At 69.6% G+C, this 25,826-nt stretch carries 20 protein-coding genes and 1 tRNA gene; 15 read left to right on the forward strand and 6 right to left on the reverse strand.

Features of this window, described 5'->3' with window-relative positions; translation table 11 throughout:
* Positions 1–8: 8 nt before the first annotated feature.
* Genes lgt (RR49_RS10920) through pyk form a run of 4 tightly spaced genes read left to right on the forward strand, consistent with a single transcriptional unit; the run spans position 9 to position 8,576 of the window.
* Positions 9–992, forward strand: a complete 984-nt coding sequence (gene lgt / locus RR49_RS10920) for a prolipoprotein diacylglyceryl transferase (protein WP_048808940.1) — start codon at positions 9–11, stop codon at positions 990–992.
* Positions 993–1,043: 51 nt separating this feature from the next.
* Positions 1,044–5,621, forward strand: a complete 4,578-nt coding sequence (gene gltB / locus RR49_RS10925; RefSeq protein ID WP_045248110.1) for a glutamate synthase large subunit — start codon at positions 1,044–1,046, stop codon at positions 5,619–5,621.
* Positions 5,614–7,080 carry a glutamate synthase subunit beta gene (locus tag RR49_RS10930; RefSeq protein WP_045248111.1) on the forward strand — a complete coding sequence of 489 codons (1,467 nt, stop codon included), beginning with the start codon at positions 5,614–5,616 and terminating at the stop codon, positions 7,078–7,080. Before gltB ends, RR49_RS10930 begins: the two co-directional genes overlap by 8 nt.
* A gap of 44 nt (positions 7,081–7,124) precedes the next feature.
* On the forward strand, positions 7,125–8,576 hold the full coding sequence (gene pyk, locus RR49_RS10935) for a pyruvate kinase (RefSeq protein ID WP_045248112.1): 1,452 nt from the start codon (positions 7,125–7,127) through the stop codon (positions 8,574–8,576).
* Positions 8,577–8,628: 52 nt separating this feature from the next.
* Here pyk and RR49_RS10940 read toward each other — a convergent pair.
* Positions 8,629–8,711 (reverse strand) — tRNA-Leu (locus RR49_RS10940).
* Positions 8,712–8,760: 49 nt separating this feature from the next.
* Between RR49_RS10940 and RR49_RS10945 the strand changes: the two genes are divergently transcribed.
* Positions 8,761–9,375 (forward strand): ANTAR domain-containing response regulator, encoded by a 615-nt coding sequence (locus RR49_RS10945; protein ID WP_045248113.1) that lies wholly within the window; start codon positions 8,761–8,763, stop codon positions 9,373–9,375.
* Between the two features lie 8 nt (positions 9,376–9,383).
* Here the strand turns inward: RR49_RS10945 and RR49_RS10950 are convergent, their stop codons facing one another.
* Entirely contained in the window at positions 9,384–9,815 is a 432-nt protein-coding gene (locus tag RR49_RS10950) for a PaaI family thioesterase (protein WP_045248114.1), read from the reverse strand.
* A 77-nt stretch (positions 9,816–9,892) separates the two neighbouring features.
* On the opposite strand from RR49_RS10950, the gene polA reads away from it, so the two are divergent.
* From polA to RR49_RS10965, 3 genes are all read left to right on the forward strand, one after another.
* Positions 9,893–12,526 (forward strand): DNA polymerase I, encoded by a 2,634-nt coding sequence (gene polA / locus RR49_RS10955; RefSeq protein ID WP_045248115.1) that lies wholly within the window; start codon positions 9,893–9,895, stop codon positions 12,524–12,526.
* A 170-nt stretch (positions 12,527–12,696) separates the two neighbouring features.
* A complete protein-coding gene (locus RR49_RS10960; protein ID WP_045248116.1) occupies positions 12,697–14,370 on the forward strand; it encodes a DUF885 domain-containing protein in 1,674 nt (557 codons plus the stop codon).
* 56 nt (positions 14,371–14,426) lie between these two features.
* Positions 14,427–15,482 (forward strand): LLM class flavin-dependent oxidoreductase, encoded by a 1,056-nt coding sequence (locus RR49_RS10965; RefSeq protein ID WP_045248117.1) that lies wholly within the window; start codon positions 14,427–14,429, stop codon positions 15,480–15,482.
* A gap of 3 nt (positions 15,483–15,485) precedes the next feature.
* Here RR49_RS10965 and RR49_RS10970 read toward each other — a convergent pair whose 3' ends face one another.
* Entirely contained in the window at positions 15,486–16,817 is a 1,332-nt protein-coding gene (locus RR49_RS10970) for an MFS transporter (RefSeq protein WP_045248188.1), read from the reverse strand.
* A gap of 40 nt (positions 16,818–16,857) precedes the next feature.
* On the opposite strand from RR49_RS10970, the gene RR49_RS10975 reads away from it, so the two are divergent.
* The 3 genes from RR49_RS10975 (at position 16,858) to nicT (ending at position 19,308) form a co-directional block, all read left to right on the forward strand.
* Entirely contained in the window at positions 16,858–17,619 is a 762-nt protein-coding gene (locus RR49_RS10975; RefSeq protein WP_048808942.1) for an SGNH/GDSL hydrolase family protein, read from the forward strand.
* Positions 17,620–17,668: 49 nt separating this feature from the next.
* Positions 17,669–18,091: a DUF1801 domain-containing protein gene (locus RR49_RS10980; protein ID WP_045248118.1), complete on the forward strand. Its 423-nt coding sequence runs from the start codon at positions 17,669–17,671 to the stop codon at positions 18,089–18,091.
* Between the two features lie 104 nt (positions 18,092–18,195).
* The gene (nicT, locus tag RR49_RS10985; RefSeq protein ID WP_045248119.1) at positions 18,196–19,308 is read left to right on the forward strand and encodes a Nickel transporter NicT; all 1,113 of its coding nucleotides are present in this window, start codon (positions 18,196–18,198) and stop codon (positions 19,306–19,308) included.
* A 123-nt stretch (positions 19,309–19,431) separates the two neighbouring features.
* Here the strand turns inward: nicT and RR49_RS10990 are convergent, their stop codons facing one another.
* The gene (locus RR49_RS10990; protein ID WP_157013188.1) at positions 19,432–20,094 is read right to left on the reverse strand and encodes a hypothetical protein; all 663 of its coding nucleotides are present in this window, start codon (positions 20,092–20,094) and stop codon (positions 19,432–19,434) included.
* A gap of 302 nt (positions 20,095–20,396) precedes the next feature.
* On the opposite strand from RR49_RS10990, the gene lgt (RR49_RS10995) reads away from it, so the two are divergent.
* From lgt (RR49_RS10995) to RR49_RS11010, 4 genes are all read left to right on the forward strand, one after another.
* Positions 20,397–21,353 carry a prolipoprotein diacylglyceryl transferase gene (lgt, locus tag RR49_RS10995; RefSeq protein ID WP_045248121.1) on the forward strand — a complete coding sequence of 319 codons (957 nt, stop codon included), beginning with the start codon at positions 20,397–20,399 and terminating at the stop codon, positions 21,351–21,353.
* A complete protein-coding gene (locus tag RR49_RS11000) occupies positions 21,350–21,664 on the forward strand; it encodes a DsrE family protein (RefSeq protein WP_045248122.1) in 315 nt (104 codons plus the stop codon). The genes lgt (RR49_RS10995) and RR49_RS11000 overlap by 4 nt, the downstream gene beginning before the upstream one ends.
* A gap of 73 nt (positions 21,665–21,737) precedes the next feature.
* On the forward strand, positions 21,738–22,280 hold the full coding sequence (locus RR49_RS11005) for a Dps family protein (RefSeq protein ID WP_045248123.1): 543 nt from the start codon (positions 21,738–21,740) through the stop codon (positions 22,278–22,280).
* 131 nt (positions 22,281–22,411) lie between these two features.
* Positions 22,412–22,969 carry an HdeD family acid-resistance protein gene (locus RR49_RS11010; protein WP_045248124.1) on the forward strand — a complete coding sequence of 186 codons (558 nt, stop codon included), beginning with the start codon at positions 22,412–22,414 and terminating at the stop codon, positions 22,967–22,969.
* A 26-nt stretch (positions 22,970–22,995) separates the two neighbouring features.
* Here the strand turns inward: RR49_RS11010 and RR49_RS11015 are convergent, their stop codons facing one another.
* Complete coding sequence (locus tag RR49_RS11015) at positions 22,996–24,990, reverse strand: S9 family peptidase (protein WP_045248125.1); 1,995 nt, start codon at positions 24,988–24,990, stop codon at positions 22,996–22,998.
* Positions 24,991–24,992: 2 nt separating this feature from the next.
* A complete protein-coding gene (locus RR49_RS11020; protein WP_045248126.1) occupies positions 24,993–25,766 on the reverse strand; it encodes an SDR family oxidoreductase in 774 nt (257 codons plus the stop codon).
* Positions 25,767–25,826: the final 60 nt, after the last annotated feature.

A 25,826-nucleotide genomic window follows, 5' to 3' on the forward strand; every position in this document is an offset into this window, starting at 1 on the left:
CTCGCACCATGACGTTTGCCCCCACGAGCGCGCTGACCAGCGTGTTCGCCAGCATCCCGAGCCCGTCGATCAGCTACTTCCAGCTCGGTCCCGTGCGCATCTACTTCTACGCGCTGTGCATCATCGCGGGGATCGTGGTCGCGGTGCTGATGACGAACCACTTCCTCACCAAGCGCGGAGCGGAGCGCTGGGTCGTCATCGACATCGCCCTGTTCGCGGTGCCGCTGGCGATCATCGGGGCCCGCGCCTACCACGTGCTCACCCACCCGGCCGACTACTTCGGCGCCGGCAAGGACGTGCTCTCGGTGTTCTACATCTGGGAGGGCGGAATCGCCATCTACGGCGCGCTCATCGGCGGGGCGATCGGAGCGATCATCGGATGCCGCTGGACGGGCATCCGCTTCTGGACCTTCGCCGACGCCCTCGCACCGGGCCTGATCCTCGCCCAGGCCATCGGCCGTTTCGGCAACTACTTCAACCAGGAGCTCTTCGGCCTCCCCACCGACGCCCCGTGGGGCCTCGAGATCGACTCGTCGAACCCGGCGATCCCGCAGGGCCTGCCCGCGGGAACGCTGTTCCAGCCGACCTTCCTCTACGAGGTCATCTGGAACACGCTCGGCGCGATCGTGCTGCTCGTCATCGCCCGCCGGTTCCGCCTCCAGTGGGGTCGCCTGTTCGCGATCTACCTGATCTGGTACTCCGCCGGCCGCATCGTCTGGGAGAGCATCCGCATCGACCCGAGCGAGATCTACCTCGGGCTCCGCGTCAACGTCTGGGCGGCGATCCTCGGGGTCATCGCCGGCCTCGTGATCTACATCGTGCAGACGACGCGCCACCTCGGCCTCGAGCCGTCGCCCTATCGGCCCGGACGCGGAGCACCCGGTTCATCGCCTGTACAATCGCTGGATACCGACCAGTACGTCGACGTGAGCGAGCCGCCCGCGGACGCACTCGGTCGGGGCACCGCCACAAGCTCCGCTGCCGCACAGTAACTCCTTCGGGCCGACGTCGTCCCAGCACAGCACTAAGTGAGGACGGTACGCATGGCCCCCAGCCTCCGTCACAGCATCCCCGGCGGGACGTTCCCGGCCGCCCAGGGGATGTACAACCCCGCGTTCGAGAAGGACGCCTGCGGCCTGGCGATGGTCGCGACCCTTCGCGGCACGCCCGGCCACGACATCGTCAGCCTGGCGCTCACCGCCCTGCGCAACCTCGAGCACCGCGGCGCGATCGGCTCCGACGCGGGAACGGGTGACGGCGCCGGCATCCTCACCCAGATGCCCGATGCCTTCCTGCGCGCGGTCGTCGGCTTCGAGTTGCCCCCGGTCGGCGAGTACGCCGCCGGGCTCGCCTTCCTGCCGCTCGATGCGGCGGAGCGCCAGCGGGTCAAGGACGGCATCGAGCAGGTCGCGGCGTCCGAGAACCTCATCGTGCTCGGCTGGCGCGAGGTGCCCACCGACGACGCCCACCTCGGCAAGCTCGCGTTCGAGGCTCGTCCCGCGTTCGAGCAGATCTTCGTCTCACGTCCCGCGGTCGGCGACGCGCCGGCGCTGTCGGGCATCGCGCTCGACCGCCGCGTCTACCGGCTGCGCAAGCGGGCGCGCCGCGAGCACGGCGCCTACTTCGTGTCGCTCTCCAGCCGCACCCTCGGCTACAAGGGCATGGTCACGACCCTGCAGCTGGAGCCGTTCTACCCCGACCTGCAGGACGAGCGGTTCACCTCGGAGCTCGCCGTCGTGCACTCCCGGTACTCGACAAACACGTTCCCGTCGTGGCCGCTCGCGCAGCCGCTGCGCATGCTCGCGCACAACGGCGAGATCAACACGGTCAGCGGCAACCGCAACTGGATGCGGGCGCGTCAGTCGCAGCTCGAGTCGGCGCTGGTCGGAGACATCCGCCCGCTGCTGCCCATCTGCACCGACGGCGCCAGCGACTCGGCCTCGTTCGACGAGGTGCTCGAGCTGCTCACGCTCACGGGACGCAGCCTCCCGCACGCGATCATGATGATGGTGCCGGAGGCGTACGAGAAGCAGGCCGACATCGACCCGCAACTGCGGGCGTTCTACGACTACCACTCCATGCAGATGGAGCCGTGGGACGGCCCCGCCGCGCTCATCTTCACCGACGGCACACTCGTCGGCGCGACCCTCGACCGTAACGGCCTGCGCCCGGGCCGCTGGACGGAGACGACCGACGGCCTCGTCGTCATCGGCTCCGAGACCGGCGTGCTCGACTTCGAGCCCGAGCGCATCAAGCGCCGCGGCCGTCTGCGCCCGGGGCGCATGTTCCTCGTCGACACGGCCGAGCGCCGCATCATCGAGGACGACGAGATCAAGCAGCAGCTCTCCACCCTGCACCCGTGGCAGGAGTGGCTGGACGCGGGCCGGGTGCGACTCGCCGATCTTCCCGAGCGCGAGCACATCGTGCATCCGATCGCCTCGATCACGCGCCGCCAGCGCACGTTCGGGTACACCGAGGAGGAGGTGCGCATCCTCCTGACCCCGATGGGACAGAACGGCGCCGAGCCCCTCGGCGCGATGGGAAGCGACACCCCGGTCGCGGTGCTCAGCGAGCGTCCGCGTCTGCTGTTCGACTACTTCACCCAGCAGTTCGCTCAGGTCACGAACCCGCCGCTCGACTCGCTGCGGGAGGAGATCGTCACCTCCCTCGCACTCGGTCTCGGCCCGGAGCCGAACCTGCTGGCCTGGGGTCCGGAGCACACGCGCACGGTCACGCTCGACTTCCCCGTCATCGACAACGACGAGCTCGCGAAGATCCAGCACATCGACACCGCCCTCCCGGGCCGCACCTCGGTGACCATCCGCGGCCTGTACCGGGTCGAGGCGGGCGCGAAGGGCATGAAGAAGCGCCTCGAGCAGATGTGCAGCGAGGTCGACCAGGCCATCGAGGACGGCGCCGAGTTCATCGTGCTCAGCGACCGCGACTCGAACAAGGACCTCGCGCCGATCCCGTCGCTGCTCTCGCTGGCCGCCGTGCACCATCACCTCATCCGCAACGAGACCCGCATGAAGGTCGGGCTCGTCGTCGAGGCCGGTGATGTGCGCGAGGTGCACCACGTCGCCACCCTCATTGGCTACGGGGCATCCGCCGTGAACCCGTACCTCGCGATGGAGACCGTCGAGTACCTCGTGCGCGCCGGCTTCATCACCAACATCACGCCCGAGAAGGCCGTCCGCAACCTGATCTACGCGCTCGGCAAGGGCGTGCTGAAGATCATGTCGAAGATGGGCATCTCGACCGTGTCGTCCTACGCGGGCGCGCAGGCGTTCGAGGCCGTGGGGCTGTCGGGCGAGCTCATCGACGCCTACTTCACCGGTACGGAGTCCAAGCTCGGAGGCATCGGCCTCGACGTGATCGCGGCCGAGAACGCCGCACGCCACGCGTTCGCCTACCCCGAGGACGAGGCCGCCCGCACCCACGAGCGGCTGTGGACCGGCGGCGAGTACCAGTGGCGCCGCGACGGCTCGCCGCACCTGTTCAACCCGCAGACGATCTTCCGTCTGCAGCACGCGACGCGCGAGCGCCGGTACGACATCTTCCGCGAGTACACCAAGCTCGTCGACGACCAGGCGGCCGAGCTGAAGACCCTCCGCGGCCTGTTCGGGTTCAAGAAGAACCAGCGTCCGCGCGTGCCGATCGATGAGGTGGAGCCCGTCTCCGCCATCGTGAAGCGCTTCTCCACCGGCGCGATGAGCTACGGCTCCATCTCGAAGGAGGCGCACGAGACGCTCGCGATCGCGATGAACCGCCTCGGCGCGAAGTCCAACACGGGCGAGGGGGGCGAAGACGTCGACCGCCTGCTCGACCCGGAGCGTCGCAGCTCGATCAAGCAGGTCGCATCGGGCCGCTTCGGCGTGACGAGCCTGTACCTGACCGAGGCCGACGACATCCAGATCAAGCTCGCCCAGGGCGCGAAGCCCGGCGAGGGAGGTCAGCTGCCTCCCGGCAAGGTGTACCCGTGGATCGCCCGCACCCGCGGCGGCACCCCCGGCGTCGGCCTCATCTCGCCGCCGCCGCACCACGACATCTACTCGATCGAGGACCTCAAGCAGCTGATCTTCGACCTCAAGCGCGCGAACCCGCGCGCCCGGGTGCACGTGAAGCTCGTGAGCCAGTCCGGCATCGGGGCGGTCGCCGCCGGCACCGCGAAGGCCCTCGCCGACGTCATCCTCGTCTCGGGTCACGACGGCGGCACCGGCGCGAGCCCCCTCAACTCGCTCAAGCACGCCGGCACCCCGTGGGAGCTGGGCCTCGCCGAGACCCAGCAGACGCTCATGCTGAACGGCATGCGCGACCGCGTGGTGGTGCAGGTCGACGGCCAGCTCAAGACTGGGCGCGACGTCGTCATCGGCGCGCTGCTCGGTGCCGAGGAGTTCGGTTTCGCGACCGCGCCCCTCGTCGTCAGCGGCTGCATCATGATGCGCGTGTGTCATCTCGACACCTGCCCGGTGGGCGTGGCGACGCAGAACCCGGTGCTGCGCGAGCGCTTCTCGGGCAAGCCCGAGTTCGTCGTCAACTTCATGGAGTTCATCGCCCAGGAGGTGCGCGAGATCCTCGCCGAGCTCGGGTTCCGCACGCTCGACGAGGCCGTGGGCCGTGTCGACGCGCTCGACCTGAACGGCGCGATCGAGCACTGGAAGGCGGATGGTCTGGACCTCGCCCCCGTGCTCCAGGGTCCCGACTTCGCCGACGACGAGCCGCGGCGCAATCAGCGCGCCCAGAAGCACGAGCTCGACGACCACTTCGACGTGCAGCTCATCGAGCGCGCGCAGGACGTCATCGCACACGGCGGCCACCTCGAGATCGACCTGCCCGTGCGCAACACCGCGCGCGCTGTCGGCACGATGCTCGGCCACCACGTCACGCTCGCGCACGGCGAGAACGGTCTGCCGACCGACTCGATCGTCGTGAATCTGCACGGCTCGGCCGGGCAGTCGTTCGGCGCGTTCATGCCGGCCGGCATCACCCTCACCCTCGAGGGCGACTCGAACGACTACGTCGGCAAGGGTCTGTCGGGCGGACAGATCGTCGTGCGACCGCCGCGCGGCGCGACATTCCCCGCCTCGAAGAACGTGATCGCCGGAAACGTCATCGGCTACGGCGCAACGCAGGGCACGCTGTTCCTGCGCGGCACCGTGGGGGAGCGGTTCCTGGTGCGCAACTCCGGCGCGACCGCCGTCGTGGAGGGCGTGGGCGACCACGCGCTCGAGTACATGACGGGTGGGCTCGCGGTCATCCTCGGTGAGACCGGACGCAACCTCGGTGCGGGCATGTCGGGCGGCACGGCCTACGTGTACAGGCTCGACTCCGCCCTCGTGAACCGCGAGGCGCTGGCCGCCGGCGAGCTCATGCTCGATGAGCTCGGCTCGGGCGACGCGGAGATCCTCAAGGACCTGCTCGAGCGCCACGTCGCCGAGACCGAGTCCGTGCTCGCCGCGAGCCTCCTCGAGCGCTTCGACGAGGAGATCGGCAACTTCGTGCGGGTCGTTCCGCGTGACTACGCAGCGGTGCTGCAGACGCGCCAGGAGGCGCTCGCGCAGGGCCTCGACCCCGACGGCGACGTCGTGTGGAACCGCATCCTGGAGGTGACGGGTGGCTGACCCGAAGGGCTTTCTGAAGACGACCCAGCGCGAGACCCCGTCGCGTCGACCGGTACCCGTGCGCATCCTCGACTGGCGCGAGGTGTACGAACCGGGCGACTCCGCGGTGCTGCGTCGTCAGGCGGGCCGCTGCATGGACTGCGGCGTGCCGTTCTGTCACACCGGATGCCCCTTGGGCAACCTCATCCCGGAGTGGAACGACCTCACCTGGCGCGGCGAGGGCCGCGCGGCCATCGAGCGTCTGCACGCGACCAACAACTTCCCGGAGTTCACCGGTCGCCTGTGCCCGGCCCCCTGCGAGAGCGCGTGCGTGCTCGGCATCAACCAGCCGGCCGTCACGATCAAGCAGGTCGAGGTGTCGATCATCGACCAGGCCTTCGCGAACGGATGGGTCGACTCCAAGCCGCCGGCACGCCTCACGGGCAAGACGGTCGCCGTGGTGGGGTCCGGCCCCGCCGGTCTCGCCGCCGCCCAGCAGCTCACCCGTGCGGGTCACACGGTCGCGGTCTTCGAGCGCGACGACCGCATCGGCGGCCTGCTGCGCTACGGCATCCCCGACTTCAAGATGGAGAAGCGCCACCTCGAGGCCCGGCTGCGTCAGATGCAGGACGAGGGCACCCGCTTCCGCGCGGGCGTGACCATCGGCACCGACATCTCCTGGTCCGACCTGCGTTCGCGCTACGACGCGGTCGTGATCGCGACCGGATCGACGATCCCGCGCGACCTCGCCATCCCGGGCCGCGACCTCGACGGGGTGCACTTCGCCATGGAGTACCTCGTCGAGTCGAACAAGGCCGTCGCGGGCGACCAGGTTCCCCACCAGATCTCCGCCGAGGGCAAGCACGTCATCGTGATCGGCGGCGGTGACACCGGCGCCGACTGCATCGGCACCGCCCACCGCCAGGGCGCGCTCAGCGTGACCAACCTCGCCATCGGCACCCAGCCACCGACCGAGCGCCCCGCGCACCAGCCGTGGCCGATGACCCCGACCGTGTTCGAGGTCTCCTCGGCGCACGAGGAGGGCGGCGAGCGGATGTTCCTGGCATCGACCGTCGAGTTCCTCGCGAACGAGGCGGGCGAGGTGCGGGCCCTCCGCGTCGCCGAGACCGAGTACGTCGACGGCCGTCGCGTGCCCAAGAGCGGTACTGAGCGGGAGATCCCGGCCGACCTCGTGCTCATCGCGATGGGCTTCACCGGCCCGGAGCGCGCTCTGCTCGAGGACCAGCTCGACACGCGGTTCACCGACCGCGGCAACGTCGAGCGCGCCGACGACTACGAGACCACCGTGGCGGGCGTCTTCGTCGCCGGCGACGCCGGTCGCGGCCAGTCGCTGATCGTCTGGGCGATCGCCGAAGGACGGGCCGCCGCGGCATCCGTCGACCGTTACCTCATGGGCGAGACCTCGCTGCCGTCACCGGTTCGTGCCGGCGATGTCGCGATCGGCCTCCAGCCCGCGTAGGCTCGAATCCAACCCCACAGCCACACACTGGAGCCGAACACAGGATGAGACGCGCGAAAATCGTCGCAACCCTCGGCCCGGCAACCTCCACCTACGAGATGGTCCGCGCGATCATCGACGCAGGTGTGGATGTCGCGCGCCTGAACCTTTCCCACGGCGACTACTCCGTGCACGACGCGAACTTCGCGAACGTGCGCCGGGCAGCCGACGACGCTGAGCGCCCGGTCGCGGTGCTCGTGGACCTCCAAGGTCCCAAGATCCGCCTCGGCAAGTTCGCCGACGGACCTCACGATCTCGCCCCCGGCGACATCTTCAAGATCACGGTCGAGGACATCCCCGGCACCAAGGAGATCGTGTCGACGACCTTCAAGGGCCTGCCGCAGGACGTCAAGGCCGGCGACTTCCTCCTCATCGACGACGGCAAGGTGCGCGTGAAGGTCCTCGAGACCGACGGCGTCACCGTCACGACCGAGGTGATCGTGGGCGGTCCGGTCTCGAACAACAAGGGCATCAACCTGCCCGGCGTCGCCGTGAACGTGCCGGCGCTGAGCGAGAAGGACGAGGCGGACCTCCGCTGGGCGCTGCGCATCGGCGCGGACATCATCGCCCTGTCGTTCGTGCGCTCCGCGAAGGACGTGCAGCGCGTGCACGTGATCATGGCGGAGGAGGGGCGCCACATCCCGGTCATCGCGAAGATCGAGAAGCCCCAGGCCGTCGACAACCTCGAGGAGATCATCGACGCGTTCGACGGCATCATGGTCGCCCGTGGCGACCTCGGCGTCGAACTGCCGCTCGAGGCGGTGCCGATCGTGCAGAAGCGCGCGGTCGAGCTCTGCCGCCGCATGGCGAAGCCCGTCATCGTCGCGACGCAGATGCTCGAGTCGATGATCCAGAACCCGGTGCCGACCCGCGCCGAGACCAGCGACGTCGCCAACGCGGTGCTCGACGGTGCCGACGCGGTCATGCTCTCGGGCGAGACGAGCGTCGGCGCGTACCCGGTCGTGGTCGTGGAGACCATGGCCCGCATCGTCGAGTCGACCGAGGAGCACGGGCTCGAGCGCATCGCGCCGCTGACCACGAAGCCGCGCACGCAGCCCGGAGCGATCACGCTCGCGGCCCTCGAGGTCGCCGAGTTCGTCGACGCGAAGTGGCTGTGCATCTTCACGGAGTCCGGTGACACTGCCCGTCGCATGGCTCGCCTGCGCCCGCGCATCCCCATGATGGCGTTCGCCGCCGACCCGGCGATCCGTCGTCGGATGGCGGTCAGCTGGGGTGTGCAGTCGACCATCGTCGAGCACGTGCCGCACACCGACCGCATGTTCATCCAGGTGGACGACTTCTTCCTCTCGCACGGCCTCGCGAAGGTCGGCGACAAGGTCGTCGTGATCTCGGGATCCCCTCCCGGCATCATCGGCTCCACCAACGACATCCGCATCCACAAGATCGGCGACGCCGTGCACGGCAAGGCCCCGATCTACCAGGCGGAAGCCGAGTAGCACCGGTACGACGAAGAGGGATGTCCCGCGGGACATCCCTCTTCGTCGTCGGTACCGGTGGTGGGACTCGAACCCACATGCCCTCACGGACAACCGATTTTGAGTCGGTCGCGTCTGCCATTCCGCCACACCGGCGTGCGGCCTGCGCCGCGCATCGGGTTTGACCATACCTTAGGATTCAAAGGTGACTGATCTAGACGTACCCGCCCAGCCCGCGGCCCCGCGCCGCGTCGTCGTCGCCGAGGACGAGTCGCTCATCCGACTCGACATCGTCGAGATCCTGCGCGACAACGGGTACGACGTGGTCGGCGAGGCCGGCGATGGCGAGACGGCTGTGGCCCTCGCGACCGAGCTGCGCCCCGACCTGGTGATCATGGACGTGAAGATGCCGCAGCTCGATGGCATCTCCGCCGCCGAGAAGCTCAACAAGAACCACATCGCCCCGGTCGTGCTCCTCACCGCCTTCAGCCAGAAGGAGCTCGTGGAGCGGGCGAGCGAGGCGGGCGCGCTCGCCTACGTCGTGAAGCCGTTCACCCCGAACGACCTGCTGCCGGCGATCGAGATCGCCCTCGCCCGCCACGAGCAGATCATCACGCTCGAGGCCGAGGTCGCCGACATGGTCGAGCGCTTCGAGACCCGCAAGCTCGTCGACCGCGCGAAGGGTCTGCTGAACGAGAAGATGGGCCTGAGCGAGCCCGAGGCGTTCCGGTGGATCCAGAAGGCGTCGATGGACCGCCGCCTGACGATGCAGGATGTCGCGAAGGCGATCATCGAGCAGCTGGCTCCGAAGAAGGCCTGAGCGCCGCCTCAGACGCCGGGAGCGTCGCGCACCATGTTGGTGATGCGCACCGTCGAGCACCGGCGACCCGCGTCATCCGAGATGGCGATCTCGTGCACGGTCAGCGACCGTCCGAGGTGGATCGGCGTGCACACGCCCGTGACGTAGCCGCTCGTGGCCGACCGGGTGTGGGTGGCGTTGATGTCGATGCCGACGGCGAGCCGGCCCGCCCCGGCGTGGAAGTTCGCGTGCATCGAGCCCATGGACTCGCCGAGCACGACGTAGGCGCCGCCGTGCATGAGGCCGACCGGCTGCGTGTTCCCCTCGACGGGCATGCGGGCGATCGCGCGGTCGGGGCCGAACTCGATCCACTCGAGCCCCATCTTCTCGGCGAGGGCTCCCATGCCGCGCGACTGCGCCCAGGCGAGTCCGTCGGCTCCGGCGGGCAGGTCGGGGCTCATCGCACTCCTTCGGGATGTCACGGCGCGGCGCCCGATCGGACCCGGCGGGTGTCGGCGCGCGTCGTTAGGCTGACACGGTGACCGATTCCGCTCAGCCTACCCTTCTGGTCGTCGACGGCCACTCGCTCGCGTTCCGCGCCTTCTACGCGCTGCCGGTCGACAATTTCACGACGAAGGACGGCCAGCACACCAACGGCATCTACGGGTTCCTGTCGATGTTCATCAACCTGCTGAAGTCCGAGAAGCCGACGCATCTCGCGGTCGCGTTCGACACCTCGCGCGTGTCGTTCCGCACCCGCGAGTACGCCGAGTACAAGGCGAACCGATCGGAGACGCCGCCCGAGTTCGCCGGCCAGATCCCGCTGCTGCAGGACTGCCTGCGGGCCATCGGTGTGACCGTTCTCACCAAGGAGGACATCGAGGCAGACGACATCCTCGCGACGCTGGCTACCCGCGGCGCGGAAGCCGGCTACAAGGTGCTCGTCTGCTCGGGCGACCGCGACACGATCCAGCTGGTGACCGACGATGTCACCCTCCTCTATCCGAGCGTGCAGGGCGTCTCGCAGCTGAAGCGCTACGACCCGGCCGCGGTCGAGGAACGCTACGGCGTGCGCCCCGAGCAGTATCCCGACATCGCGGCGCTGGTGGGGGAGACGAGCGACAACCTGCCGGGCGTGCCGAAGGTGGGCGAGAAGACCGCGGTGAAGTGGCTCACGCAGTGGGGCACGCTCGAGGCGCTGCTCGAGAACGCCGACAAGATCGGCGGCGTGGTCGGCGGCAACCTGCGCGAGCATCTCGATGATGTGAAGCGCAACCGCGCCCTCAACCGCCTGCTGCGCGACGTCGAGCTCCCGGTATCCCCGGCCGATCTCGAGATCGGTGCCACCGACCTGCAGGAGGTGCGCGACATCTTCGCGCGGCTCGAGTTCCGCACGCTGATGCCGCGCCTGCTCGAGGTGATCGATGCGGGCGACGACCAGGGCGAGAGCGCCCCGGTCACGGTCGCCCCGGTCGCCGTCGAGTCGACGCCCGCCGACGCCGCCACCTGGCTCACGGGTCGCACCGGGGACGTCGGCGTGGTCGTCACCGTCGAACAGGGCACCCCGGCGCGCCTCGGGTTCGCGGATGCGACCGCAGCCATCGAGCTGAGCTGGTCGGATGCCGCGGCAACGGCGATCGGCCCGTGGCTCGCCTCCGACGCACCGAAGGTGCTGCACGATGCGAAGCCGCAGCTCAAGGCGCTGCGCCGCGCCGGCGCAGATCTTCGCGGCATCGTCTTCGACGCCGCCCTCGCCGGCTGGCTCATCCGCCCCAGCTTCCCCGACAAGACGCTCGGCGACCTGGTCGAGCGCTACCTCGGCGAGAAGCTCCCTGAGGCCGATCCGACGCAGCTCGTGCCCGAGACAGAGGGAGCGACCCCCGGTCAGCTGGCCTGGTTCGTCGCTCGTGTCGGAACCGCGATCCGTGACGACATCCCGTCTCCTCTCGCGCGCGTGCTCGATGAGATCGAGCTGCCCACTCTCGACACCCTCGCCGACATGGAGCTCGCGGGCGTCGCGGTGTCGCACGACCACCTGTCGGCCTTCTCGACGGAGCTCGCCACGCGTGCCGACGCGATCGCCGCCGACGCCTTCGCGGCGATCGGACGCGAAGTGAACCTCGGGTCGCCGAAGCAGCTGCAGGAAGTGCTGTTCGACGACCTGCAGCTGCCGAAGACCCGCAAGACCAAGACGGGCTATTCGACGGATGCCGCGGTGCTCGCCGATCTGCAGGAGTCGAACCCGCACCCCTTCCTCGACCTGCTGCTGCAGCACCGCGAAGCGACGAAGCTGCGGCAGATCATCGAGTCCCTCGATGCGGGCATCCAGGACGACGGACGCATCCACACGACCTACGTGCAGACGGGCAGCCAGACCGGCCGCCTGTCGAGCACCGACCCGAACCTGCAGAACATTCCGGTGCGCACCGAGGAGAGCCGCCGCATCCGGGCCGCCTTCGAAGTCGGCACCGGATTCGAGACACTGCTGACAGCCGACTACTCGCAGATCGAGATGCGCATCATGGCGCATCTCTCGGGTGATCCGGGGCTGATCGAGGCGTTCCGGTCCGGCGAGGACCTGCACCGGTTCGTGGGTGCGCGCGTGTTCGGCGTCGACCCGGCCGAGGTCTCCCCGGCGATGCGCACGAAGGTGAAGGCCATGTCGTACGGTCTCGTCTACGGGCTGAGCGCCTTCGGACTCTCCAAGCAGCTGCGCATCGAGCAGTCCGAGGCGAAGCAGCTGATGAGCGAATACTTCGCGCGGTTCGGTGCGGTTCGCGACTACCTGCGCTCGTCGGTCGAGCAGGCCCGTATCGACGGGTTCACCGAGACGATCTTCGGGCGGCGCCGGCCGTTCCCCGACCTCACGAGCCCGAACCGCGTGTTGCGCGAGAACGCCGAGCGCGCCGCGCTCAACGCCCCGATCCAGGGGAGTGCGGCCGACATCATGAAGCTCGCGCTGTTCCGCATCCACGACGAGCTGCGCAGCGAGGGGCTGGCCTCCCGCGTGCTGCTGCAGATCCACGACGAACTCGTCGTGGAGGTCGCGCCGGGGGAGTGGGATGCCGCGGAGCGGATCGTGCGCGAGCGGATGGGCGACGCCGCCGACCTGTCGGTGCCGCTCGACGTGCAGATCGGTCACGGCCGTGACTGGAACGGCGCCGCGCACTGATCGCTCCCGCACCCGCGTGCCGCGCGGATCGACGCCGCGGCCGCCGCGTGCGGGTCGGCGACGGGTGAGCCACAGCAGGAGCGGTGTCGCTGCGGGGGTCACCCGCAGGAGAGCGGCGAACTGCACGACAGGTTTGGCCTGCGTGAGGCGGCATGCCTAGGCTCGATGCCATGACCGACGCAGAACGCACCCCCACCCGGATCGATGCGATCGCGGAGGCATGGGTCGACATGCTTGCCGAGCTGTCGCCGATGACCGCGACCTACATCGGACGCTTCGAGCACAACGGCCGCTTCGACGACCTGTCGCCCGAGGGGGAGCAGGAGAAGCACGCCGCGATCACCACCGTGCTGCGCGATCTGGCCGACGCCCAGCCGGTCGACGACATCGACGCGGTCACCCTCGCCGACCTCCGCTCCGAACTGCAGCTGCAGGTCGATCTGCACGACGCAGGCGCGCATCTGCGCGATCTCAACGTCATCGCCTCCCCCGCGCAGGAGTTGCGCAACGCGTTCGATCTCATGCCCACGGACTCGGTCGAGGACTGGACCGTGGTCGCCGAGCGGCTGCGCGCACTGCCCGCGGCCCTGAACGGCTACGTGTCGACGCTGCGCGAAGGCATCCGCACCGGCGTGGTGCCCGCCCGTCGCCAGGTCGACGAGGTCGTCGGTCAGATCGCCCGCTACACGGCGGAGGACGGCTTCTTCGCCGACTTCGTCGGCGGCGCGACCCTTTCCGACGGCGCCCTGCCGGCCTCGCTCGCGCGGGAGCTCACGGATGCCGCGGGTGCGGCCCGCGTCGCCTACGACGACCTGGCGCAGGTGCTGCGCACCGAGCTCACCCCCGTCGCGCTCGAGCACGACGGGGTGGGCCGCGAGCTCTACGCCCTGCACTCCCGGCGGTTCCTCGGGGCGACGATCGATCTCGATGAGACCTACGAGTGGGGCGTGGAGGAGCTCGCGCGCATGGTCGCCGAGCAGGAGTCGATCGCGAACGAGATCCTGCCCGGGGCATCCGTGGCCGAGGCGGTCGCGCATCTCGAAGCCGACGCCTCGCGCAAGCTCCACGGCACCGCCGAGCTGCAGCGCTGGATGCAGGAGACGAGCGATCGCGCGGTCGCCGAGCTCGGCCGCAGTCACTTCGACATCCCCGAGCCGGTGCGTCGCCTCGAGTGCATGATCGCCCCCACCCAGGAGGGCGGGATCTACTACACCGGCCCGACCGACGACTTCTCGCGTCCGGGACGCATGTGGTGGTCGGTGCCGGAAGGCGTCACCGAGTTCGACACGTGGCGCGAGCTGACGACGGTCTATCACGAGGGCGTTCCGGGGCATCACCTGCAGATCGCGCAGTCGGTCTACAACCGCGCCCAGTTGAACTCCTGGCGTCGCCTCATCGCGGGGTCGTCGGGTCACGCCGAGGGCTGGGCACTCTACGCCGAGCGCCTCATGGAGCAGCTCGGCTACCTCGAGGATCCGGCGGACCGCCTCGGGATGCTCGACGGGCAGCGGATGCGCGCGGTGCGCGTGGTGCTCGACATCGGGGTGCACCTGGGCAAGCCGCGCCTCGACGGCTCGGGCACGTGGGATGCCGACTATGCGCTGGAGATCATGCGTCAGAACGTCAACATGTCCGACGCCTTCATCCGGTTCGAGGTGAACCGCTACCTCGGGTGGCCGGGCCAGGCGCCGTCGTACAAGGTGGGTCAGCGCATCTGGGAGCAGATCCGCGACGCGTACCGTGCCGCCCAGGGCGACGCGTTCGACATCAAGGCGTTCCACAAGAAGGCGCTCGACATCGGCGGCGTCGGTCTCGACACGCTGCGCAGCGCCCTCGTTCCTTGAACGGGAATGCCGGGCCGCGGCATCCTGTTCCATTCCCCTGAATGAAAGGGTGACCCATGACGGATGACGCATCCCGAGCCGCTGCGGTGGAGTTCGGACTCGACACCTTCGGCGACGTGACGGCCGATGAGACGGGGGCGACGCTCACTGACGCCCAGACGATCCGCGACGTCGTCGAGCAGGCCGTCGTGGCGGATGAGACCGGGCTGGCGTTCTTCGGCGTGGGGGAGCACCACCGCCACGAGTTCGCCGTCTCGAGCCCCGAGATCGTGCTCGCCGCCGCCGCGGCGCGCACGTCGCAGATCCACCTCGGCACCGCGGTGACGGTGCTCTCTTCCGATGACCCGGTGCGGCTGTACGAGCGGTTCGCCACCCTGCAGGCGGTGTCGTCGGGCCGGGCCGAGATCATCCTCGGTCGCGGCTCGTTCACCGAGTCGTTCCCGCTCTTCGGCTACGACCTTCACGACTACGAGGAGCTCTTCGAGGAGAAGCTCGACCTGTTCCACCAGCTTCGCGCCGAGCAGCCCGTCGCGTGGTCGGGTCGCACCCGCGCCGCCCTCACCGACGCCGACGTCTTCCCCAAGACGGAGACCCCCATCCCGACGTGGATCGGCGTCGGGGGCAGTCCGGAGTCGGTGGTGCGCACGGCACGCTACGGATTCGGCCTGCTGCTCGCGATCATCGGCGGGTCGCCCGCCCGCTTCCGGCCCTACGTCGATTTGTTCCATCGCTCGACCGCGTCGTTCGGGCACGGCGCGCTGCCCGTCGGCGTGCACTCGCCGGGCCACATCGCCGACACGGACGAGGAGGCCTGGGAGCAGCTGTATCCGGCGATGGAGTACAACCGCAACGCGATCGGCCGCGAACGCGGGTGGCCCCCGTACAGCCGTGCGCAGTTCGCTCACGACGTCTCGCCAGAGGGTGCGATCTACGCGGGATCACCGGAGCGCGTTGCTCAGAAGATCGCCGACGCCGTACGCACGCTCGACCTCGACCGATTCGATCTCAAGTTCTCGAACGGCACGCTGTCCCACGCACGGATGCTGCGTTCGATCGAGCTCTACGGCACGGTCGTCGTGCCGCGGGTGCGGGAGTTGCTCGCGGGGGAGTGAGCGTCAGCGGCGCGGTGTGCGGGGCGACTCGAGACCGAGGTGCACGCGGGTGCGCCGCCGCTCGATCACGATGAAGGTGGCACCCAGGGCCCACAGGGGCACCTGTACGAGGAACGCGGCACGGAACGCGTTCAACGAGTAGGTGCCGGGAGTTCCCGCCCCCTGCAGGTCGAGCGCGAGACCGATGAGGAACACCGCCACCAGCGCGGCGAGGAATCCGCCGACATTCGTGATTCCGGTCGCCGTGCTGAGCCGGTGCTGGGGGTTGTGCGTGCGGGCGTGGTCGAACGCGATCATCGACGCGGGTCCGCCGGTCGCGAGCGCGATGGCGAGCACGACGAGAAGCCAGACCGGGGCCGTGCCCGGCCACAGGATGACCGCCATCCATGCCACGAACTGAAAGGCCACGCTCGGCAGCACGAGCAGGTGGGACCGGCGCATCGGCAGACGGGCCGAGAGTGTCCCCATGATCGGCCCGAGCGCCATGCCGATCACGACATATACCGTCGTGATGCCACTGGCTCCCGCTGTGCTGAGGCCCTCGCCTGAGGTCAGGAACGGGATTCCCCACAGCATGACGAACGCGGTTCCTGCGAACGGGGTCGTGAAGTGGGACCAGAACGCGAGACGTGTGCCGGGGTGCGACCACGCTGCCCGGACGCCGACACGGTTGTCGATCGTCGAGGTGATCGCCGCGATCGTGCCCGTTCGGGTGTCGACTGAGACGTCAGCGGTACGCCCCGGCGGTCGATTGCGGATGATCACCCAGGTGAGGATTGCGAAGAGCACGCAGAGGGAGGCGAGGCTCGAGAACGCGATCGTCCAGGAGGTCGCGTGCAGCAGCGCCGCGAGGGGGAGGATCGCCAGCAGCTGACCGGCCTGTCCGACGATGCCGGTGAGCTGCATCATCACGGGCGCTCGTTGTGCCGGGAACCATACGGCGACCACGCGCAGGATGCTCGGGAAGATGGCCGCGTCGCCGGCGCCGATGAGCATGCGGGCGGCGATTGCGATGCCGACGTTGGGGGAGAACGCCATCACCAGCTGCCCGGCGGCCATGAGGAGCATCCCGATCGCGATGATGGGGCGCGCGCCGAAGCGGTCGAGCAGCACGCCGATCGGCACCTGCATGCCGCCGTAGACGCCCAATTGCAGCACCGCGAACATCGCGAGGGTCGACGCGTCGGCGTGGAACCGCGCCGCCGTGTCGACGCCGACCGCGGCGAGCGAGGTGCGGTTGGTGACCGACAGCAGATAGGCTGCGACGCCGACTCCCCAGATGAGCCACGCCCGCCAGCTCGGGGCGACAGGGGCGAGGGGGTTCACTCGTCCCAGCGTAGTCCGCGCGCCTTCCGCGGCGGCGTAGGGTGAGCGCGTGGCATCCGTGCGATATGTGGCGATCGGGGACTCGTTCACCGAAGGCGTGGGCGATGAGCTCGACGACGGGTCGGTGCGGGGCTGGGCGGACCTCACGGCCGCCGGCTGGGCGCGTGCGGCGGGGGAGCCGATCGAATATGCCAACCTCGCCATACGCGGGAAGCTCGTCTGGCCGATCGTCGAGCAGCAGCTCGAGCCCGCGCTCGCTCTGCGCCCCACGCACCTGTCGTTCAACGGCGGCGGCAACGACATGCTGAGACCGCGCACCGGCATCCCCTCGATCGTCGACGCGTTCCGCCACGTCATCCGGCGGTGCGACGAGGAGGGCGTGCAGCTGATCCTGCTGTCGGGGGCGAACCCGTCGGCGAGGCTGCCGATGTCGAGTCTCATCCAACGGCGCGGCGACGAGCTGTCGCGCGCGGTCGAGGAGATCGTCGCGGACCGCCCGGACATCATCCGGGCCTACAACTGGCCGGACCGGGAACTCGCCGGGCCCGACTACTGGTCCGACGACCGCCTGCACATGAACGCGCGGGGTCATCACCGTGTCGCCGCGCGGGTCATCGAGAGCGTCGGGCTCGAGGCGCCGGGGGAGTGGTGGTCGCTTCCGGATGCCGCGGCCCCCTCCGGCCCCGGCGGCTGGGCGTACTACCGCGCCCACGTCGTGCCATGGGTGAAGCGCCGCCTCACCGGCACGTCGTCGGGCGACGGCCGCGTCGCGAAGGCCGGCACCTGGGTGCTGGTCTCACCGTCGTCGTGAGCGCGACCCTGGCTCGACGGCCACACGCGCCCTGCGCCAGACTCTCGTCATGAGGGCCCTCAGTCCCGACGATCTCATCGCCGCGATCCCCGTCGCGACACGCCGAGCCGATGCGCGCCTCCTCCTGGAGCGGTTCGCCCGCGCGACGGGGGAGTCCGCCACGGTCTGGGGGAGCAGCATCATCGCGTTCGGCAGTTACCACTACCGCTACGCGAGCGGACGCGAAGGGGATGCACCGGCCGCAGGCTTCGCCGCCCGCGCGTCGACGCTGGTCGTCTACGTGCCCGACCGTCTCGACGCGCACGCGGATGCGCTCGCGCGCCTCGGCGCGTACCGGGCCGGGAAGGGATGCCTCTACCTCAAGAGCCTTGCCGACATCGATCTCGACGTGCTCATCGACATCGTCACGACGGCGTCGGATCGGGTGAAGGCGGGGTCGGCGATCCACGGCGCCGGCGGGGCATCCGCCTGACGAGGCGCTTTCTCACGGCCCGCCCGGCGGCGGACGCGGGGGAGCGGGCGTAGCGTCGCCCCCACGCGGCGACGACGCCGACGCTGACCCTCCGGAGGACCGCCATGTCGCTGCTCGACGCCCCCGCCTCCGGCTCGGCACCGAGTTATCGGCTGGATGCGGGTGGGTGGCGTCAGGTCGCACTGATGGGCGCGGTCATCCTCACACTGTTCGCGGTGGGGATCGCGCTGGTCGCCGCCGCGACGGGAATGCACGTCGCCATCACGGGGGAGGGCGCGGGCGGGAGCGGCTCGGTCTTCGGCTGGGCCACCGGCATCCTCGCGTTGACCCTCGGCATGAGGCATGCGTTCGACGCCGACCACATCGCGGCGATCGACAACACCACGCGCAAGCTCGCCGCCGACGGCAAGCGACCACTCGCTGTCGGATTCTTCTTCTCGCTCGGGCACTCATCGGTCGTGTTCGCCCTCGCGGTGCTGCTCGCCGCGGGAATGGGCTGGGTCGCCGGGCAGGTCACCGACGACGCGTCACTGCTGCACACGATCACGGGGATCATCGGGCCCACCGTGTCCGGCTCGTTCCTCGTGATCATCGCCGTCATCAACATCCTCGTGACAGTCGGGATGGTGCGCGTGTTCCGCAGGATGCGCACGGGGGAGTTCGACGAAGCCGCGTTCGAGGAGGAGCTCGCGAAGCGCGGCCTCCTCAACCGTGTGTTCGGCCGCATGGCCGACCGCATCGACGCGTCGTGGAAGATCTACCCGCTCGGGGTGCTGTTCGGCCTCGGATTCGACACGGCGACCGAGGTGGCGCTGCTGGTGATCTCCGGCACCGCGGCGGCCGCAGGACTGCCGTGGTGGGCGATCCTGTCGCTGCCGATCCTGTTCGCCGCGGGGATGTGCCTGTTCGACACCGTCGACGGCGTGCTGATGAACTTCGCCTACGGCTGGGCGTTCCTCGGCGCGGCGCGCAAGGTGTATTACAACGTCGTCATCACCGCGATGAGCGTGTTCATCGCGCTCGTGATCGGCGGGTTCGAGCTCGCCTCGGTGCTGGCCACCAATCTCGGCTGGGACATCCCGGCGATCGACTGGTTCACCAACCTGGACGTCCTCGGGTTCGCGATCGTGGGAACGTTGCTCGCGACCTGGCTGATCGCGGTCATCGTGTGGCGGCTCGGCAAGTTCGAAGACCGCCTCGCGATCCCGACGAAGTGAGCGGATGCCGCGGCTTCATCGCATAGCCGGGGGCCGCAGCGCTCCTCAGGCATGGAGTGGGGACAGGGCTCAATCCTTCATCCTGACATAATGTGCATTATCGGATAACGCGCATGCAGAGACTCAGCCACCGAATTCAGCGGTGAGCTGCACGGGAGTCTGATTCGCTGCGCATGCGTCGCGCAGTCCGGTGGACGCCGGGAACAGGTGGTTGGTGAAGAACGCCTGGCGCAGAGCATCGGGGGTGCGCTGCGGTGCAGAGACGGCCGCGGCATAGCCGTTGAGCTCCGCGGCGTCGTTCGCGGGCGCGGTCGCTGCGAGCTGCGTGAACTGAGCGGCCGCGGCATCGAGACGGCTCTTCCACTGCTCGAGCCCGAAGGCATGGGCGGTGCTGTACCCCTCGATGGCGTTCATGACGGCGCTCTGCGCGGCGCCGAATCCCGCGCACACCGCCGACAGCGACGAGTCGCTCGTGAACACCGCGCTCGAATAGGTCGGCGTCGCCGTCCACGTGGCGCCGTCCGGAACGACCACGGACACGCTCGGCGATGACGTCGGACGAACCGTCCACGTCCACGTCGCCGTCGACCCGCAGGCGCCGACGAGCCCGGCCTGGCGATCGGGCGTCGCGTCGGGAATGTCGACGGTGTAGGTGCCGGTTCCGACGCACGAGAACGACAACGTGACGGTGTGTGCGCCCTCCGGCACCGCGAGACGTGCATCGTCGGTCGGCGTCGGCGGGTTCGTGCCGACACCGCTCAACGGCGCCCCGACAGAGGTGACCACCGGGGTATCCCTCGCCGACGGAGACGCCGTCGCCCCGGACGATCTGGATGCCCCGAGCGTGCCGCCGTTCGCCGCGCACCCGGTCAGTGCGCCGATGACCACTGCCGCGATGACTCCACCGACGGCCCGACCGTGCGACATCCCACGCATGTGCCGCTCCCCCATGACGTTCCCCCGTCGATCTCGGGCATCGCCGTCGTGTGCCCGCCTGCCCAGGCTACCCATCGCGCGTGCACGTGCCGCTGATCGAAATCCCGCCGGTGTAAAGTTCCCGACGGCGTCCTACCCCCGCCGCCTCGCACATGTCGCATCTCAGCATCCCCAGCCCGCCTCCCGCGTGGGCGCAGTTCTCGATCGGCCCCGTGACGATCCACACGTACGCGCTCTGCATCATCGCGGGCATCGTGGTGGCCGTCCTCCTCACCGAGTGGCGCCTGCGGCGCCGCGGCGTCGCACCGTGGACGGTGATCGACATCGCCCTGTGGGCCGTGCCGCTCGGGATCATCGCGGCGCGGTTCTATCACGTGTTCACGCACGTGGGTGACTACTTCTACCCGGGTGCGAACCTCTGGAACGTGTTCGCGATCTGGGACGGCGGCAACGCGATCTACGGCTCCCTGCTCGGCGGCGCGCTCGGTGTGTGGATCGGCTGCCGCCGCGCCGGTATCCGTTTCCTCTCGTTCGCCGATGCCATGGCTCCGGGGCTCCTCGCCGCGCAAGCGATCGGCCGTCTCGGCAACTGGTTCAACCATGAACTGTTCGGCCTTCCGACGACCCTCCCCTGGGGGCTTCAGATCGAGTCGACCAACCCGAAGTTCCCGGCGAACCTGCCACCCGGAACCCTCTTCCAGCCCCTCTTCCTGTACGAACTGGTGTGGAACCTCATCGGGGTTGCCGTGATCCTGCTGCTCGAGCGTCGCGTGCGCCTGCAATGGGGGCGCGTCCTCGCGATCTACCTCATGTGGTACGGGTTCGCGCGCACGTTCCTCGAGCTCATCCGCATCGATCCGACCAGCGACGGCCTGTTCGGCATCCCGGCGAACTCGTGGACCTCGATGCTCGCTGTCGTTGCAGGTCTCGTTCTGTTCGTCGTGCAGACCAGGCGGCATCCGGAACCGGAGCCCTCGATCTTCACCCGCGAGGATGCCCCGGCCTCCCGGCGAGGCGGAGTGTCTCCTCGTGAGCACGACGCGGTCGATACTCCATCGGGGTCGAGCACCGAGTCTCACAGCGCTCCCGAGGCCGGACGCGCCTCATGACGGATCACGCACAGCAGACCGTCGTCCTGCACGTCAGCGATTCGCCCGACGACGTCGCTCGCGCCGCGACGACTGCCGAAGCGATTCGAGCGTCATTCCCTTCGGTGCAGGTGCGCATCATCGTCAACGGCGAGGCGCTGAGCGCGCTCACGCAGGCGGATGCCCCACCCGGCGTCGAGGCATGCGAGATCGGGATGGCACGACGTGGCATCGAGACGGCGCACCTCGCGCCAGGCGTAGTAACGGTTGCGTCCGCCGCGGTCGAACTCGCCGGCGCGCAGTTCGCTGGGGCGGCGTACATCCGAATCTGACCCCGGTTCCTCGAGGCGGCTGTCACCTCACGCGCGTAGCGTGGGGGCATCCGGCCCCGACAAAGGAGGACGCATGTCCACGACCCTCACGCCCACCAAGAACAACCGACGCGCGGCGCGCGGCGTCGAGCTGACCGACGAGCAGAACGCGGAGTCCGGGTTCACCGCGTCCGCCCAGCTTGCCGACAACCTCCAGCGCGTGCTCGTCGACCTGATCGAGCTCTCGCTGCAGGGCAAGCAGGCGCACTGGAACGTCGTGGGAACGAACTTCCGCGATACGCACCTGCAGCTCGACGAGATCATTGACGCCGCCCGGGAGTTCTCCGACACCGTGGCGGAGCGGCTGCGCGCACTCCACGCCCTTCCCGACGGCCGCAGCGACACCGTCGCCGAGACCACGACTCTCCCCGAGTTCCCGCAGGGCGAGGTGTCCACCTCGGAGGTCGTCGACCTCATCACCGAGCGCATCGATGCGGTCACCGCCACAGTGCGCGGCGTGCACGACGACGTCGACGGTGAAGATCCGACGAGCGCCGACATCTTGCACGCGATCCTCGAGCGTCTCGAACAGCTCGCGTGGCTCGTCAGCTCGGAGAACCGCGTCCCGCGTCGCTGACCGTCGCACCGTGTAGGGCGGATGCCGCGGCGTCACGTCGCGACATCCGCTCTTCACGTTCTCCCCCGCGTTCGGTGCGAGCGATACAGTGAGCCCACGGGTCCCCAGGTTTCTCACAGAAAGCACGCATCATGACTACTGCTCCCGCTCCGGCCGACACCGCCGTCAACGGCATTCGCACCGCCCTCGGCATCGGCGGCGTCGTCGCCCTGATCGTCGGCATCCTGATCCTCGTCTGGCCGTTGAAGACCGCCTCGGTGGGCACCGTCATCATCGCGATCTACGCGATCGTCTCCGGTCTCGTCTACCTCGGACTCGGCATCTTCTCGAAGGTGCGCGGGCTCTGGTCGCGCATCGGCCACATCCTGCTCGGCATCGTGTTCATCGCCGCCGGCATCGTCGCGTTCTCGAACCTCACGAGCGCGACCATCTTCCTCGCGGTGTTCGTCGGCGTGTTCGTCGGCATCACCTGGATCGTCGAGGGCGTCGTCGCGCTCACCACGCTCGACGGCTCGTCGGGCCGCGGCTGGACGATCTTCTACGCGATCGTCAGCCTGCTGGCCGGCATCACGCTGCTCTTCTCCCCCGCGATCGGGGCGGCGTTCCTCTGGATCTTCGTCGGCGCGTCGCTGCTCGTGCTCGGCATCGTGCAGATCATCCGCGCCTTCACCTTCGGCAAGTCCGCGTGATCTGAGGCGCCGGGTGCGGCGACCGCTCAGTCGGTCGGCAGCACCCGGCGCCACCAGTCGAGCACCGCGTCGAAGCGCTCCACGCGATGACGCGGCTGACCCGCGCGCGTGAGCTCGTGGTTCTCTCCGGGGAAGATGAGCATCTCGGCGTCGACGCCGGCCGTGCGCAGCGACAGGTAGTAACGCGTCGCCTGCTCGAGCGGGCAGCGGAAGTCCAGCTCGGAGTGCAGCACGAGCGTCGGCGTACGCACCTGATGCGCCACGGCGGCAGGGCTCTGCGAGGCGACGAGCGCCGGATCCGTGCCAACGTACTCCTGCCCGAAGAACGATCCGATGTCGCTCGTGCCGACGAACGCCTCCGGGTCGAGGAAGCCGCGCTCGACGATCGCGCCGGCGAACCGGTGGTCGTGCGCGATGACCCACGCCGTGAGGTAGCCGCCGTACGAGCCGCCCTGCACGCCGAGGCGGGTGCCGTCGAGGCGTGCGTCGGCCGCCAGTGCCGCCTCGAGGAAGTCGATCACGTCGGTGAAGTCGACGGTGCCCATCGCCTGACGGATGCTGCGCCCGTGCGCCCGTCCGTAGCCGGCCGACCCGCGCGGGTTGCAGTAGACGACGGCGTAGCCCGCGTCCACCAGCACCTGGGTCTCGTCGAACACGTGCACGCCGTACTGGGCGAACGGTCCACCGTGGATCTGCAGGATCACCGGGAAGGGTCCGTCGCCCTCGGGAACCGCCACCCACCCGTGCACCGGGTAGCCGTCGCGGGCGGCGATCTGCGTCTCGACCGGGGTCACGACACCGCTCGCCCGCAGCTCGTCGCCGAGGTCGACGATGCGCCGGGAGTCGCCGTCGCCGTCGATCTCGACCAGAGCGCCGAAGGTGTCGGGTGCGGCGATCGCGGCGATCACGCGGGCGCCCGCGGCATCCGCCCCGACGCCCGTGACCTCGGCGTCCGCCAGCAGCACGCTCGTCACGCCCGCGCGGGTGACGCGCACCAGCTCGACGCGCCCGCGGGTGCGGTTCTGCACCAGCACGTCGTCGCCGGCGAGGGTGATCGCACTGCCCGGCTCTCCGAGGTCGAGCGCGTTGGGGTCGGTGAGCAGCCGCACCGATCCCTCGTCGACGAGTCCGAGCGCGACGCCCGGCGCGATGAAGTCGACGTGGGAGTCGCCGAGCGTGTGGCCGAGCACGAACAGCGCGCCGTCGGGTGACGCGACGACCTCGTCGATGGCGTAGCCGGCGTCGAGGCCGAGCACCTCGCGCTCCCCTCCCCCGTCGACCCGCACAGCGACGAGCCGCGAGCGCAGGTCGATGCGCTCGTCGACGATCGGCGACGGCGAGGTGATCACCTCGGTGCCGTCCGGGGTGAACGCGAGCAGGTCGTGCCACACCGCCCCCGAGGTCAGCGCCGTGGCCTCCGCGGGCACGACCCGCGGTGTCGGCGGCTCCTCCCCCTCCGCCGCGACGCGCGGAGCCGGGGCGTAGAACGGCTCGCCCGCGGCATCCGGCACCGGCACGACGAAGACGTGCGACGGGCGGTCGAGCGTGTACCCGAGTCCGTTGGCGTGCCAGCGCAGGCCGGTCACGCGCCGGGGCGACTCGGATGCCGCACCCAGCCCGTCGACCGTGCCGTACCGCCCCTTCTCGGGCACGAGCGCAAGGTAGGCGAACGTGCCGCCGTCGGGTGAGAAGACGAACGAGCTGACGCCGAGCGGTGCGTCGGTGACCTGCACGGGCTCGCCGCCGAGTGCGGGCACGACGTGGATCTGCGCCGAGCCCTTCACGTCCCCGCGCAGGAACGCGACCACGGTGCCGTCGGGCGACAGCCGCGGCGCACGGTCGGCGATGCCCCGGGTGAGACGTCGCGGCGCGCCACCGGGCAGGTCGATACGCCACAGCTGCCCGACGGCACGGTTGGCCGCGACGTCGGGTCGCGAGGTCGCGTAGACCGCGAACGAACCGTCGGGAGCGACGGCGGGCCGGGAGACGGAGACGAGCTTCTCGATGTCTGCGGCACGCATGGTCACTCCCCCAGGAACGAGCTCGTGTCTCCGACGAGTCGGGTGTTGTCGGCCGGAACCGGGTCGACGGCGGCGAGGGCGACCTCGGCGGCGAACTCGGCGACGTTGTAGAGCTTGCCGGCGTCGTCACGCCGTGCGGCGATCGCGCCGGGGTTCGCGCGCTCGAGCAGGGTCGCGGTGATCGTGCCCTCGATCATGTCGCCGGAGACGACGGTGAAGCCGATCCCCTTCTCGTCGAGTGTCGGGATGAGGGCGCGCAGCGCATCCTCGCCCGCGCGCTTCGAGAGCGCCACCGGCTCGTACTCGGCCATGGTGGGCGTCGTACGGATGAAGTGCGCCTGGTGGCTCGTGACGAACACGATCCGCGCCTCGGCGTTCAGGTGCGGGAGCGCCGTGGTGAGCACGCTGACCTGGGCGTCGCGGTTCAGCTGCAGCGCGTAGTCGGGCGCCATGCCCGACTCCATGCCGCCGGAGGCGTTGAGCACGAGGATGTCGAGCCCGCCGAACTCCGCCGCGGCTGCCTCGAACATGGCCGCGACGGACGCCGGGTCGGTGAGGTCGGCGCCGACGACGAGCGCGCCGACGCCCAGCTCGCGCAGCTCGGCGGCGAGCTTCTCGGCCCGCGGGGCCTTGTTGCGGAAGTTGATGACGACGTTGGCGCCCGCCTGGGCGAAGTAGCGCACGGTGTCGGCGCCGATCCCCCGCGACGACCCGGTGACGAGGGCGGTCTTTCCGGCGAGGCTGCCGGGGGCAAGGGGAACGAGGTGCTCGGTCACGGAGGACTCCTGGGATGACGTGTCGAATGCCGCGGATGAGGATGCCGCGGGCCGCCTTCG

This window comes from Microbacterium ginsengisoli (assembly GCF_000956535.1).
In the GTDB taxonomy this organism is placed as follows: Bacteria; Actinomycetota; Actinomycetes; order Actinomycetales; family Microbacteriaceae; genus Microbacterium; species Microbacterium ginsengisoli.